The organism is Corallococcus sp. CA047B, assembly GCF_003612065.1.
Taxonomy (GTDB): Bacteria; Myxococcota; Myxococcia; order Myxococcales; family Myxococcaceae; genus Corallococcus; species Corallococcus praedator.
The window spans coordinates 16,365-30,211 of sequence record NZ_RAWD01000082.1 but is presented as its reverse complement, the minus strand read 5'-3'; the positions used below and the strand labels follow the sequence as shown (position 1 = coordinate 30,211).

11 protein-coding genes are annotated in these 13,847 nt (G+C 72.0%); 8 read left to right on the top strand and 3 right to left on the bottom strand.

Translation table 11 applies throughout. The features are described from left to right. Positions 1–148: 148 nt before the first annotated feature. The 7 genes from D7X74_RS15410 (at position 149) to D7X74_RS15380 (ending at position 8,713) form a co-directional block, all read left to right on the top strand. Positions 149–1,318, top strand: coding sequence for an acyltransferase (locus D7X74_RS15410; RefSeq protein ID WP_120533719.1), 1,170 nt, complete (start codon positions 149–151; stop codon positions 1,316–1,318). Positions 1,319–1,328: 10 nt separating this feature from the next. After that, on the top strand, positions 1,329–2,477 hold the full coding sequence (locus tag D7X74_RS15405) for a glycosyltransferase family 4 protein (protein ID WP_120533718.1): 1,149 nt from the start codon (positions 1,329–1,331) through the stop codon (positions 2,475–2,477). Between the two features lie 84 nt (positions 2,478–2,561). Further along, positions 2,562–4,049 (top strand): MraY family glycosyltransferase, encoded by a 1,488-nt coding sequence (locus tag D7X74_RS15400; RefSeq protein WP_120533717.1) that lies wholly within the window; start codon positions 2,562–2,564, stop codon positions 4,047–4,049. A gap of 5 nt (positions 4,050–4,054) precedes the next feature. Continuing rightward, positions 4,055–5,077 carry a nucleotidyltransferase family protein gene (locus tag D7X74_RS15395; protein WP_199741832.1) on the top strand — a complete coding sequence of 341 codons (1,023 nt, stop codon included), beginning with the start codon at positions 4,055–4,057 and terminating at the stop codon, positions 5,075–5,077. Between the two features lie 71 nt (positions 5,078–5,148). Continuing rightward, complete coding sequence (locus tag D7X74_RS15390; protein WP_120533716.1) at positions 5,149–6,120, top strand: nucleotidyltransferase family protein; 972 nt, start codon at positions 5,149–5,151, stop codon at positions 6,118–6,120. A 107-nt stretch (positions 6,121–6,227) separates the two neighbouring features. Beyond that, entirely contained in the window at positions 6,228–7,526 is a 1,299-nt protein-coding gene (locus D7X74_RS15385) for a UDP-glucose/GDP-mannose dehydrogenase family protein (protein ID WP_120533715.1), read from the top strand. 2 nt (positions 7,527–7,528) lie between these two features. Next, complete coding sequence (locus D7X74_RS15380; RefSeq protein ID WP_120533714.1) at positions 7,529–8,713, top strand: acyltransferase; 1,185 nt, start codon at positions 7,529–7,531, stop codon at positions 8,711–8,713. A 44-nt stretch (positions 8,714–8,757) separates the two neighbouring features. Here the strand turns inward: D7X74_RS15380 and D7X74_RS15375 are convergent, their stop codons facing one another. Further along, entirely contained in the window at positions 8,758–9,033 is a 276-nt protein-coding gene (locus D7X74_RS15375) for a hypothetical protein (RefSeq protein WP_120533713.1), read from the bottom strand. Between the two features lie 186 nt (positions 9,034–9,219). On the opposite strand from D7X74_RS15375, the gene D7X74_RS15370 reads away from it, so the two are divergent. Next, positions 9,220–11,850 carry an O-antigen ligase family protein gene (locus D7X74_RS15370; RefSeq protein ID WP_120533712.1) on the top strand — a complete coding sequence of 877 codons (2,631 nt, stop codon included), beginning with the start codon at positions 9,220–9,222 and terminating at the stop codon, positions 11,848–11,850. Between the two features lie 16 nt (positions 11,851–11,866). Here the strand turns inward: D7X74_RS15370 and D7X74_RS15365 are convergent, their stop codons facing one another. Both D7X74_RS15365 and astB read right to left on the bottom strand, forming a co-directional pair. Next, positions 11,867–12,397 carry an aminoacyl-tRNA deacylase gene (locus tag D7X74_RS15365; RefSeq protein ID WP_120533711.1) on the bottom strand — a complete coding sequence of 177 codons (531 nt, stop codon included), beginning with the start codon at positions 12,395–12,397 and terminating at the stop codon, positions 11,867–11,869. 125 nt (positions 12,398–12,522) lie between these two features. Continuing rightward, positions 12,523–13,845: an N-succinylarginine dihydrolase gene (gene astB / locus D7X74_RS15360; protein ID WP_120533710.1), complete on the bottom strand. Its 1,323-nt coding sequence runs from the start codon at positions 13,843–13,845 to the stop codon at positions 12,523–12,525. Between the last annotated feature and the right edge of the window lie 2 nt (positions 13,846–13,847).

The window sequence follows — 13,847 nt, the reverse complement described above, 5'->3', positions numbered from 1 at the left end:
GAGGGGGAGGGAGGCATGCGGCCGGGGCATTGTGTCCCATCCCTCTTGCCGCGAGGCAATGACCGCGACGTGCTCGTCCGCCCGGGTGGCGACCCACCGCGCCTGTTGCCGGGCTCGCGCACGGGGACGCATACTGCCCCCTTCCACCATGGCAGCCGCGCCGCGCCCCTCGCTCCCAGCCCTGACGGGGCTCCGCTTCTTCGCCGCGCTCCATGTGGTGGCCTTCCACGTGACGCCGCGTGAGGGCCGGCCCGCGTGGCTCGCGGGCTTCCTCGACAACGGTCCGGCGAGCGTCACGCTGTTCTTCATCCTGTCCGGCTTCGTGCTGGCGCAGGCGTACCTGGGCCAGGCGTCGTCCGGTCAGGTGTCGCGGCGTGCGTTCTGGGCGGCGCGCTTCGCTCGCGTCTACCCCGTATACCTGCTGGGCCTGGTGCTGACGGCGCCGCCCTTCTTCCAGTTCGTGCTGCGGCAGGAAGGCGGGCTCACGCCGGCGTCGCTCCAGCGCATCCTGGGCGTGGGGGCCGCGGTCTTCAGCCTCACCCAGGCGTGGGTGCCGCCCGCGGCCTGCGCGTGGAACTGTCCGGGCTGGTCCTTGTCCGTCGAGGCCTTCTTCTACCTGCTCTTCCCCATGCTGGCCGTGCCCGTGGCGCGGCTCGGGCCGAAGGGACTCCGCTGGGCCGCCGTGTCGGTGGGCGCGGTCGCGGCGGTGCTGAGCGGGCTGTGGCTGCTGGGGGACACGCTGCTGGCGGGCGACTCCCCGCACCGGGACACGTGGCTCCTGGTGGGGGAATACTCGCCGCTGATCAAGCTGCCGCAGTTCCTGCTGGGCGTGGTGCTGGGCCGGTTGTTCGTGCTGCGCGGCCGGGAGCTTCCACGGGCCTCCGCGATGGGGAGCCTCGCGGCGGCGGCGCTCGCGCTGGGACTGCTCGCGGTGCCGTGGACGGGGACCGCCTGGGCCCTGCGGGACCTGGCGCTGACGCCGGTGTTCGCCTGGCTCCTGTGGACGCTGGCGACGGGGCACGGTCCGCTCGCGGCGTTCCTGTCGCGCGCCTCCGTGGTGCGCCTGGGCGAGGCCAGCTACGCGCTCTACATCCTCCACATCCCCCTGGCCTTCTACACGCGCGCGGCGGAGCGGCTGTCCGGCATCGGCCTCGAACGACGCGCGCCGTGGGGCTACAGCGCGCTGGCCATCACGTCCTTCGTGGTGGTGTCGCTGGCGGTCTTCGCGTGGCTGGAGGAGCCCGCGCGGCGCTGGCTCCGCAACCGGCTGTCACGGCCCCGTCCACGGCCGCTGTCCGCCTCCACCGGCCTGCTATGAAGCCCCCTGCATGCGCGTGCTCCTGGCCATCCACCATCCCCTGTCCCAGGACCTGGGCGCCCCCGGCGTGACGCTCGCGCTGGGCCGCGCGCTCCAGGCCCAGGGCTGCACCGTGGACTACTACGGCTACGCGGACGCCTTTCCCGGCGAGCAGCACCACACCGCGCTCCACAACCTGCGCTTCCCGTGGAAGCTCTCCGCGCACCTGGCCCGCGTGGCGCGCCAGTACGACGTGCTGGACGTCACCACCGGAGATGCCTGGCCCTGGGCGCGCGCCGGACGTCCCGGGGCGGCCCGCCGTCACGCGCTGGTGACCCGCAGCCACGGCCTGGAGCACACCGTCTCCGAACAGCTCCGCGCCGACGCACGCGAGGGCAAGGCACACTTGAGCTGGAAGTACCCGCTCTACAACGGCGGCTTCCGCTTATGGGAGGTGGCGCAGTCGCTGCGGCTCGCGGACCACGCCGTGCTCCTCAACGAAGCGGACGCCGCCTACGCGCGGGAGCGGCTGCACGTCGCCGCTTCAAAGCTGAGCATCATCCCCCACGGGCTTGGTGAGGCCTTCCAGGGACTGCCCCTGCCCGAGCCGCTGGCGGAAGGTCCCCTGCGCCTCGCCACCGTGGGCACCTTCATCCAGCGCAAGGGCCGCGAGGACGTCATCGCCGCGGCGGGCCGCCTGCACGCGCTCGGCGTGGCCTTCACGCTGACCCTGTACGGCACCGGCACCCCCGAGCCCGAGGTCCGCGCCGCCTTCCCCCCGTCCGTCCAATCCCACCTGAGCGTGGTGCCGGGCTACGCGCACGCCACGCTGCCCGGCCTGCTCGCACGCGAAGAGGTGTTGCTCTTCCCCAGCCACGCGGAGGGCTACGGCATGGCGCTGGTGGAGGCCATGGCGTCGGGGCTCGTGCCCGTGTCCACCCCGGTGGGGGTGGCGCCGTCCGTCGTGCATCCCGGGCGCACGGGCTTGCTCGTGCCCGTCGGGGACGTGGACGCGCTGGTGGCGGCGGTGCGCGCGCTCGCGGCGGATCCGCTCCAGCGGTACGCGCTGCGCAGAGCGGCGCAGGCCCGGGTCCAGGGTCTCACCTGGCCCGACATCGCCGCGCGCACCCGGGGGCTCTACGAAGGGCTCCTGGGCGCCCGGCCTGCTGGCAGCAAGTAGGCAGGCACGCCTTTCCGCCCCGTGGGACCAGGACATTGACGCGCTGCACTGTTGGCCGTCACGATAGGGACAGACGCTCCCTGCATGACGACCTTCTTCGCTGCCTTCCTGGTTTCGCTCCTCGTGGCGCTGGCGCTGACGTGGGTCGTCCGTGAGCGTGCGCTCGCGTGGGGGTGGTTGGACCCGACGAACTCCAGCCGCAAGGTGCACGTGCGGCCCGTCCCGAGGTTGGGGGGCATCGGCATCGTGGGGGGCTTCTTCGCGCCGCTGTGCGCGCTGTTCCTCGTGAACACGGGCGTGGGCCTCCAGTTCCTCGCGCAGACGGACCTCATCGTGGGGCTCTTCGTCGGCGGCGCGCTCATCGCGGCGCTGGGGCTCTACGACGACCTGAAGGGCGCGGACGCGAAGCTGAAGTTCTCCGTGCAGTTCGCGGTGGCGCTGAGCCTGTACGCGCTGGGCTTCCGCATCGAAGTGCTCGCCAATCCCTTCGGCGCGGAGCTGTCGCTGGGGTTCCTGAGCCTGCCGCTCACGGTGGTGTGGGTGGTGGGCGTCATCAACGCGCTCAACCTCATCGACGGGTTGGATGGGCTGGCGGGCGGCGTCGCCTTCTTCGGCGTGGGCACCCACTTCCTGCTCGCGCTGGTGCGCGGGGACGTGCTGCTGTGCCTGCTGATGGCGGCGCTCGCGGGCGCCATCCTCGGGTTCCTGGTGTTCAACTTCAACCCGGCCTCCATCTTCATGGGGGACACGGGCAGCATGTTCCTGGGCTTCGTGCTCGCGGCGGTGTCCATCAAGACGTCGTCGAAGAGCGGCACCGCGGTGGCGCTGCTCGTTCCGGTGATGGCGCTGGGCCTGCCCATCATGGACACGCTGCTGGCCATGGTGCGCCGCTCGCTCCTGGGCAGACCCATGTTCAGCGCGGACAAGGAACACATCCATCACCGGTTGATGAGCCGCCTGCTGCTCACCCACCGAAGCACCGTGCTGGTGCTCTACGGGCTGTGCATGCTGTTCATGCTCACCGCGCTGGGGCTCCACTTCGCCAACAGCTTCCAGAGCGCGGTGCTGCTCTGTGGCATGGGCGTCGTCATCGTGGTGCTGATGCGCAAGCTGGGCTACCTGGACATGCGCCACGCGGGCGCCGTCCAGCAGACGCGCCAGCGCAACCAGCAGCTGCGCACATTGGTGAAGGCCGTCACCGGCGCGGTGCGCGCGGCCGGTTCGCTCCAGGACGTGTGGAACGCCGTGCGCCCCCTGGCGCAGGGCCTGGGCGCGGCCCAACAGGCGCTGCGCCTGCGCCGCCCGCACGAAGTGGACACGGAGGGCGTCGTCTTCGAGGCGCAGCGTCCGGAGGCCGGCACGTCCTCCCCGCTGGAGGTGCGCGTCGAGGTGAAGGACGGCGAGGCCCTGCTCGGCACGCTGCACCTGAGCTGGTGCGATGGACGTGGCGCCATCGACCGTGACGAGGAGCTGGCGCTGGAGGTGGTCGCGGACGCGGTGGCCGAGCGCACCGTGCAGCTCGCGGCCCTGGAAGCCGCCGCACCCGGGCGCATCATCGCCATGCGGCGGTAGGCCCCGTGAGTCCGGCTCCTCCTCCGGCCCTGCTGACGCTGCTGAAGTCCTGGCCGGAGGCCCCCGACTCGCCCGTGCTCCCGGAGGAAGCGGACGCGCTGGTGAAGGCCGCCGTGCGCCACGGCCTCGCGGGCTTCGTCGAACACGCGCTGACCCGCGCGGAGCTGGAACTTCCCCAAGAAGCGCGGGCCCTGCTGCGCCGCGAGTCACTGGCGGGCGCGGCCCGGGGCATGCGCGTGCGGGCGCTGCTGCTGCGCAGCGTGGAGGCCCTGGCGGCGGTGGACGTGGTGCCGGTGCTGCTCAAGGGCTATGGCCTGGCCCGCAGGCTCTACCCGGAGCCGCTGCTCCGGGCCACGACGGATGTGGACCTGCTCGTGCCGCGCGCCCGGGTGCTGTGCGCCGTGCACGCCCTGGAAGGGCTGGGCCTGACGACGAAGCCCGGCGACGGCGACCGCGACGACACCCACCATGTGGAGCTCACCGGCCCCGCGGGGCTGGTGGAGCTGCACTACCGCGCACTCGCCGGCTACGGGCAGGCACTGGAGGGCGACGCGCTGGTGGCCCGCGCGGAGGACGCGGACCTGGACGGCCTGCGCGTGCGCTACCTGTGCGCGGAGGACGAGGCCGTGTACCTGGCCCTCCACGCGAGCAACCACCTGCTGCAGCGGCTGACGTGGCTCTTCGACCTGAAGCTGCTGGCGCGGGCGAAGCCCCACCTGGACTGGGAGCGCGTGGTGGCGCGCGCGAAGGAGACGGGCCTGCCCCACCTCGTCTGGTACGCCTGGGACGCCGCGCACCGGCTGCTGGACGCGCCCGTGCCGCAGCGCGTGCTCCAGGCCCTGGCCCCGCCCGGGTGGCAGCGCGCGCTGGCGACCCGGCTGTTCTCCGGGCCCCGGCTCGTGGACTCGGAGCTGGCCCGGAACAAGCCGGCCTGGGTGGCCGCGAAGCTCGCGCTGGCGCCCCGGGCCCGGCCCATGGTGCGCTACGCGCTCCGACGGCTGCGAGGGCACTGGGCGCGCGGCGGGTAGGGTGCTCGGCTGGACCGTGTGCAAGACGGTCATTGCGGCGGATGGGCCCAGACCATTAAAGGTGCCGCACCATGGCGCCCAGCCTCCTCGATACCTTCCGGGTCTTGTCCTCCTTCGAGCCCCCGCGCGGAAAGCTCCGGGGTGCGCCCTGGGAGGCCTACGTCGACTGGGCCATCTCCCAGGGGCTGGCGCCGCTCGCCGCGTACAACCTGGAGTATCGGATGGGCGGAGGCGAGGCGCCCGAGTGGGCCCGCGACCGGATGATGTCCATCTACACCGGCTCCGTGAACGACAACGTGATGAAGCTGGTCCACTTCAAGCGCATCGTGGACCAGCTGGAGGGCCGTAAAATCCTGCTCCTGGGCGGCGCCGCCTTCGCGGAAGCGCTCTATCCCCACGTGGGCTTCCGCCCCGTGCTGGACATCCAGGTGCTGGTGCGCCGGCTGGATGTGGACGGCTTCGCTGGCTACCTGTCCAACCACGAGTTCGTCCCGGAGACGGACACGACGAACAGCGGCGCCGCGCGCGTGGTGTCCGACGGCCGCACGCCCATCTACCTGTACTCGGACGTGCTGGGCGCGAACCGACGTGAGCAGTTGGCCGGCATCTTCGACCGCGCCCGACCCATGAAGGTCTACGGCGCGTCCGTCTTCCGTCCGGAGCTGGAGGACGCGCTCCTGCTCACCGCGCTGGACCAGGCCCACCACGGCTACGACGTGCCGTGGTTGTCCTTCGTGGACCTGCGCGAGCTCGTCACCGGCGCCACCTGGATGGGCGGCGTGTATTCGCGACCCATGGAGATTCCCGCACTGCTGGAGCGGGCGGAGGCGTTCGGTCTGGAGCGCGCGCTGTACACGTCGCTGGCCATCGTCGCGCGGCTGTTCCCGGACGCGGCGGCGCAGGCCACCGCCGCCATGCCCCCGCTGCGGCGGGCGACCCGGGAGCTTCTGGACCGGGGGGTGGTGGGTCCAGTGAGCACCCCCGGACGTGCGTCCGCCCTGCGGGGCGTGGACCGGCTGCGCCGCCTCCTCACTGGGCGATAAGCCTGTTTGGTCGCTCGGCGTTCAGCGCCCCTGGGCTTTCTTTCGGTGCGCGGGTCGGCGTAGAAGTTCAATGACGCCACCTGTCGAAAACCCAGGACCTTTCAAGAATGCGCATTGCCATTATCGGATCGGGCTACGTCGGACTCGTCGCGGGCACCTGCTTCGCGGACTCGGGCAACGACGTCGCGTGCGTGGACATCGATGAGCGGAAGATCCGCATGCTCCAGGATGGGCAGGTTCCCATCTACGAGCCGGGTCTGGAGGAGCTGATCCGCAAGAACGTGAAGGAGAAGCGCCTCACGTTCACGACGAACCTGGCGGAGGGCGTGGCGAACGCCCAGGCCGTGTTCATCGCGGTGGGCACGCCGGAAGGCGAGAGCGGCGAAGCGGACCTCCAGTACGTCATCGCGGCGGCGCAGGCGGTGGGCCGCGCCATCAAGCAGTACACGGTGGTGGTGGACAAGAGCACCGTGCCGGTGGGAACCGCGGACAAGGTTCGCGAGGCCATCGCGAAGGTGACGAGCGTGGAGTTCGACGTCGTCTCCAACCCGGAGTTCCTCAAGGAAGGCGCCGCGCTGGACGACTTCTTCAAGCCGGACCGCGTCGTCATCGGCGCGGACACCGAGCGCGCCCGGAACATCATGGGCGAGCTGTACGCGCCCTTCGTGCGCACCGAAAACCCCATCCTCTTCATGGACACGCGCTCCGCGGAGCTGACGAAGTACGCGGCCAACGCGATGCTCGCCACGCGCATCTCGTTCATGAACGACGTGTCCGCGCTCTGCGAGAAGGTCGGCGCGGACGTGGACTTCGTGCGCAAGGGCCTGGGCGCGGACAAGCGCATCGGCTACCCGTTCCTCTTCCCCGGCGTGGGCTACGGCGGCTCCTGTTTCCCCAAGGACGTGAAGGCGCTCGTCACGACGGCGCGCGAGTACGGCCTGGAGCTGGACCTGCTGCGCGCGGTGGAGCGCACCAACGAGCGGCAGAAGAAGCTGCTCGTGAACAAGGCCGTGAAGCACTACGGCACGCTGGAGGGCAAGAAGTTCGGCGTGTGGGGCCTGGCGTTCAAGCCCAAGACGGACGACATGCGCGAGGCGCCGTCCATCGAGGTCATCGAGGGCCTCATCGGCAAGGGCGCGCAGGTGATTGCCCATGACCCGGTGGCCTCGCACGCGGCCAAGCGCGTCTTCGGCGACCGCATCCGCTACGCGGAGCTGCCCTACGACGCGCTGGAGGGCGTGGACGGCCTGTTCGTCGTCACCGAGTGGAACGAGTTCCGCCACCCGGACTTCGCGCGCATGAAGTCGCTGATGAAGTCGCCCGTCGTCTTCGACGGCCGCAACGTCTTCCAGCCCGCTCGCATGCGTGAGCAGGGCTTCACCTACTTCGGCATCGGGCGCCGCTAGAGATGAAGCAGAAGACGGGCGCTTCGCTGGATGCCCTCACGGGGCTGCGCTTCCTGGCGGCCCTTCACGTGGTCCTCTTCCACTTCGGGACGCCCTGCCTCGCGGGGTGGGCCCCGGAGTGGATGGTCCACATCGTGGCCTCCGGCTACGCGTCCGTCGGCGTGTTCTTCCTGCTGTCCGGCTTCGTGCTCGCGTACAACTACGTGGACGCCGAAGGCCGGATGCAGACGCCGTCCCGCTCCTTCTGGAGCGCCCGCGTGGCGCGCGTCTACCCGGTGTTCCTGCTGACGTTCCTCCTGTCCGCGGCGCCCACCATGGGGCGCTCGCTGGCGGTGAACTCGCTGCCCGTGGCCGCCGCGAAGCTGGGCACCGCGGGCTTCACCACGCTGGCGCTGCTCCAGGCGTGGGTGCCCAGGCTGGCGCTGTACTGGAACCCGCCGGGCTGGTCCGTGTCCGTGGAGGCGTTCTTCTACGCGGTGTTCCCTTCCCTGGGGCGCCGGCTGGAGGGCTTCAAGGGCGCGCGGATGAAGGCGGCCCTCGCGGGCGTGTGGGCCCTGGGGCTCTTGCCGCCGGTGCTCTACGTCGTCCTGCGGCCGGACGGTGCGGGCACGCTGGACGCCGCGTCGGAGGGCATCTGGTTGGCGGTGGTGAAGTTCAACCCGCTGATGCGCCTGCCGGAGTTCCTGCTGGGCGTGCTGCTGGGGCTCGTCTTCGTGCGCGAGCGTTCGGAAGCCAGCGCGGCCCCCCGCTCTGGCGCGGTGATGGCGGCGGCGGGCGCGGCGCTGCTGCTCGCGGGCTTCTCGCAGGGCGGACGGATTCCGTACCCGCTGATGCACAACGCGCTGCTGGCGCCCGCGTCGGCGCTGCTGGTGTACGGGCTGGCGCGCGGCGGTGGAGCGCTGGGGGCCGTGCTCGCGCGGCCGTGGCTGGTGCACCTGGGTGGGGCCAGCTACGCGCTGTACCTGCTCCAGTACCCCATCAGTGAGTTCGTGCACTGGCTGGAGACGCGCGTGGACCTGTCGTCGCCCTGGCGCTTCCTGACCGTGTTGCTGGTGCTGCTGGTGCCCGCGTCGGTGGCGGTGCACCGGTGGGTGGAGACGCCGTGGCGCTCGCGGGTGAAGCGCGGGCTCCAGCCGTGGGTGGACGGTGGAGCGCCGGTCGCGGCGCGCGTGGTGCCGGGCGCCTGAAGTCCCCGTGAGGACGCCGGACGCTGACCTTCAGCGGACGGCGTTCAGCGGGCGAGGCCGCAGGCCTTCTTGCCTTCCTCGGTCTCGATGGTGCGGCAGTCGCAGCCCTCAAGCCGCGCCTCGCAGGCAATCTCATCTTCCGCGGTGGGCTCCACGCGGGCTTCCTCGTCCGCGGCGCGCTGCTGGCAGACCTGCTTCTCCACCGAGTTCAAGGCGCACTCGCAGAGCTTCTCGGACAGTTCGCGGCAACTCGTCTTGCACGCGGTGAGTCCGGAGAGGGAGGCGCAGAGAACGGCGGCGGTGAGCAGGAGGCGACGCATGGGTCGGGGACGATGCCAGATGGGTCTCTGGATGCAAGCGATGTCCCGGCGCGCCGGTTCATTCGACACTCCGGCGAGGCGCGTCCGGGAAGGAGGCGTCCGGGCGGCGAGTTCCCTGGTCGGGGGGAGGTCCCCGGGCGGAAGGAACGGGTCCGCCTGGGCCCGTGACATACTCGCGCCCTCCGCATGGCTCCCGAGTCCCGTCGCGTCTCCCGGTACACCCTGTCCGCCGAGGCGGCCCTCGCGGCGCTGCTGGTGCTGGGCCCGGTGGCGCTGGGCGGCGCGGCGCACTGGCTGGCCTGGCCGCTGAGCGCCCTGGCCGGACTGGCCTCGGTGCTGGCGGCGGTGGGGGCTCGCCGGCAGGGGGACACTCCCAGGATTCCCTTCCTGGCGGTGCCGCTGGTGGGTGGCGTGCTCTTGTGCGCGCTGCAGCTCGTGCCGCTGCCGTCGGCGGTGCTGGGGTGGGTGAGTCCAGAGGCCGCGGCGCTGCGCGAGGACGTGCTCGTGCCGCTGGGGCTCACGGGCTTCCGGCCGGTGTCGCTGGAGCCTTCCGCGACGTGGCGGGAGCTGGCGAAGCACGGAGCCTATCTCCTGACGTTCCTCGCGGCGGCGCAGGTGTGCCGGGCCCGGGCGTCGCGCAAGCGGCTGCTGTCGGTGCTGGCCTTCACGGGCGCGGCGGTGGCGGCGGTGGGGCTGGGGCACGCGCTCTTCAACGTGGAGACGCTCTTCGGCCTGCGCGCGTATGTGCATGCGCGGCCGCCGCTGGTGACGCCGTTCGGCAACCCCAACCACCTCGCGGGCTACCTGGGGCTGACGGCGACGGTGGCGGTGGGGCTGGCGCTGTCGGCGCAGCCGCGTTCGCGCGCGTGGCCCTTCGCGGTGGCGGCGCTCCTCTCCGGCGCGGGCGTGCTGTTGTCGCTGTCGCGCGCGGGCATCGTGTTCTTCGTCTTCGGTCAGGTGCTGCTCGCCGCGTGGCTGTCGAAGCAGCGGCGTGAGGCGCGCACGCCCGCGAAGCCCTCCTGGGGCCGGAGCGCGGCGGTGCTGCTGGGGCTGCTGGCGACGCTGTCGGTGGGCGCGTACCTGGCGGCGGACAATCTGTGGGCGGAGGCGCGCACGGCGGACAGCGTGGAGTCCCTGCGCCACGGCAAGGTGGAGCCGTGGCCGATGATGGCCCGCGCGGCCCGCGCCTTCCCGGTGCTGGGCATGGGGCGCGGCGCGTTCGAGGCCGCGTTTCCCCGCTACCAGACCGAAGCGAACCCCAACACCTTCACGCACCCGGAGAACGCGGTGTTGCAGGTGACGACGGAGTGGGGCGTGCCGGGCCTGCTGCTGCTCCTGCTGGGTGTCTGGGGCTTCGTGGGGCTGGTGCGCCGCGAAGGCCATGGCCCCGTGGAGCTGGCGGTGCTGTCGGGCGTGGCGGCGCTGGCGCTGCACAACCTGTTCGACTTCAGCCTGGAGCTGCCCGCGTGCGCGGTGGCGGTCGCGGTGGTGCTGGGGGCGGTGGCGCGGCCTCGCGAATCCGAACGCATGTTCTCGCGGAGCACGCGCACCCATGCGCTGCCCACCGGTCCGGCGCTGGCGCTGGCGGCGGGGCTCACGGCGGTGATGCTCGTCGCGCTCGTGCCGGGCGGGCGCCGGATGGAGGACGCGGAAGCTCAGCTGTCCGAACGCGTGTCGGCCCGAGCCCCCCGAGCGGAGGTCCGCGCGCTGGGGCTTTCGCTCATCGACGTGCACCCGACGGACTACCTGCTGTACCGCCTGGTGGCGATGGCCTCCGTGGGGGACGGCGCGGCGGGGGCGAAGGACGCGTTGGCCTTCGTCAACCACGTGCTGTACCTGCGGCCGCTGGATGCGCCGGCGCACCGCGTGGCGGCGCGGGCCCTGCTGCACCTGGGCCGGCGCGCGCAGGCTTTCCTGGAGTACCGCCTGGCGCATGAGGCCGGCGACACGCGCGTGCTGCTGACGGAGGCGATGCCCCGGGCGCGCACGCCGGAGGAGCTCGCGACCCTCACGCCCGAGGCCCCCGGACAGGCCACGGAGCTGGCCCGGTCCCTGGTCGGCATGCCCGAGCGTCGCGTGCTCGGGCTGGCCTGGCTCGCCTGGGCGCGCGAGCACTTCGAAGGCCGCCCCGAGGCCACGGCGCTGTGGATGGAGGAGGTTCGTGGCCGGCTGGCCCAGGGTGAACTGGACGCGGCGGAGGCGGCGTGGGCGGAGGTGGAGCGATGGGCTCCGGATGCTCTGGCCACGCACCTGCTGCGCGCGGACGTGTGGCGCGCGCGAGGAAAGGGGGCGGAGGCGCTCCAGGCGCTGGAGGCCCTCGCGAAGCGCTTCCCCCAGGACGTGGAGCTGGCGTTCACCCTGGCGGCGCGGCAGCAGGAGGCGGGGCTGACGCGGCGAGCCCGGGACACGCTGGACGCGGTGGCGCCCTTCCTGACGAACCTCCAGCAACGCGCGCGGCTGCTCTCCCTGGAGGCGGACTGCTTCGAGCGGGAGGGACTCTTGGCCCGCGCGCTGGAGCAGCGGCGCTCGGTCGCGGGGCTGATGCCCGGGCCGGACAGCCACTTCGCGGTGGCCCGCTTGCAGGAGCGGCTGTCGCGCTACGACGCGGCGGCGCGCTCGGTGCACGAGGGCCTGCGGCTCATGCCTCCCGGAGGCGCGCGGCGCGCGGAGATGGAGTCCTGGGCGGCGCGGCTGGAATCACACGAGCGTGCGCAGGTGGACGCACGCCGCCAGGAGTTGTTGGAGGATCCGAAGGCGCAGGAGCGTGAGCAGTACCTGCGCCGCTCGCAGGTGGTCAGCGACTCCCCCGCGCCTTGACGGACGGCCCGCGCAGTCAGGCCGAAGCGCCTGACTCCTCCATGGGCGAGGAATACGAATCCTGCGAGCCCCGCTCCGCCGCGAGCGGCTGGATGAACGACGCGACCAGCGGCCACTCCAGCCGCGCGAAGTCCTGGAAGCGCAGCTCCAGGGCCTCCTCATGCGAGCCCGCACGGAACAACAGCCGCTCGTTGAGGCTCAGCGATTCGTCCACGGCCACGGGCAGGCCGTACAGCTCACCAAACGGAGGCTCGGCGCCGGGCTCACAGCCGGGGAAGTGATCGACGAACTCGGACTCGGTGGCGAGCCGCGCGGTGTGCACGCCCAGGATGTCGCGAACCTGCCGCAGGTCCACGGATGCGAGCGCGGGCACGACGACGATCCAGGGCTGCCGGTTCGCCTTCACGATGACGGACTTCGCCACCCGCCAGCCGGGCACGTTGAGGACCTCCACCAGCTCCGTCGCGGACTCGGCCCGGGCGTGGGCATACCGCTCGAAGGGGACGCGATGGCGCCGGAGGTATTGCTGGATGGCAACAGGGATCATGGGGACCTCACCTCCTTACCGTTCAAGGTGTGTCCGGACGACGCAGGCGGCCATTCGCCGCGCCAGATCAGGGGGGCGCGGGGGCCTGCCCTCGGCAGGTAGGCCGGAGGGCAGGCAAGGGGCCACTACTGCTGGAAATCGTACACGCTGCCCAGCTTCAGCAGCCGCGTCAGCTCATCGAGCGCGGTCATCGTCTCGCGCGCGAGCAGCGGATCCCTCACGTCCTCGGGACGAAGCACCTCGCGGTAGTGCCGGCGCACCCAGGCGGCCAGGGCCTCATGGAGGGCGGGGGAGTAGAAGACGTCCGCGGTGATGGCGGCCCGCTCCGCGTCCGTCAGGGAGATGCGCTGGCGCAGACACGCCGGCCCGCCGCCGTTGTTCATGGACTGGCGCACGTCCAGGTAGTGCACCGCCTTCACCGGGTTGTCCTCGGCGACCACGCGTTGCAGGAAGGCGTGCGCGTGGGGCGTCTCGCGGCTCTCGATGGGGGCGATGATGGCCATGGTGCCATCCGGCAGCGACAGCACCTGCGAGTTGAACGGGTAGGCCTTCACCGCGTCCTTCACCGGCAGCTCGTCGTTCGTCGCCACCACGGAGCGGAAGTCCGCGCCCAGCTTCTGTCGCAGCGTTTCCAGGAGCGCCGGGGGGTCCGCGAACGCCAGCGCGTGCAGCATGAGGAAGCGCTCGTTGCCCACTGCGAGCACGTCGGTGTGGAACGCGCCCGCGTCGATGCCATCCGGGTGTTGCTGGGGCATCAGCACCTGCGCCGGATCCAACTGGTGCAGCCGGGCCAGGGCCTGGCTGGACTCCAGCGTCTGGCGCGCGGGGAAGCGCTGAGGGCCCTTCACGTCCTGCCACGCGCTGCGGCCCCAGGCGAGCAGGTGCACGGCCTTGTGTCCGGGCGTGAAGAGGCGCGTGTGGTTCGCCGCGCCCTCGTCCGCGAAGTGGGCGGCGCCCGGCAGCGGGGCATGGACCTGGAAGTGCTTCGGATCCGCGAAGATGGCGCGCAGCACCGCGTGCGTGGTGTCCGCCTCGATGGTGCGGTGGAACATCTGCGTGAGGTTCGCGGGCGTCAGGTGCACCCGTCCATCCGCGGTGTCCACCGACGGCGCGACGGTGGCCGCGTTCGCCGTCCACATGGCGGAGGCGCTGGAGGTGAGGCGCAGGAGGTGTTCGGCGTCGCGCGCGGCGCGGGTGATGACCTCCTCGTCGGACCCCGTGAAGCCCAGGGCGCGCAGCGTGCGCAGGGACGGGCGCGGCTGGGGCGGCAGCACCGCCTGCCCCACGCCCAGCTCCGACACGAAGCGCATCTTCTCCAGCCCCTGGAGCGCCGCCGCCCGGGGCTGGCTTGGCTGGCCCCCGTGGGTTTGTGACGCCAGGTTGCCGGGCGAGAGACCGGCGTAATTGTGGGTCGGACCAATGAGGCCGTCGAAGTTGTATTCGCGCATGG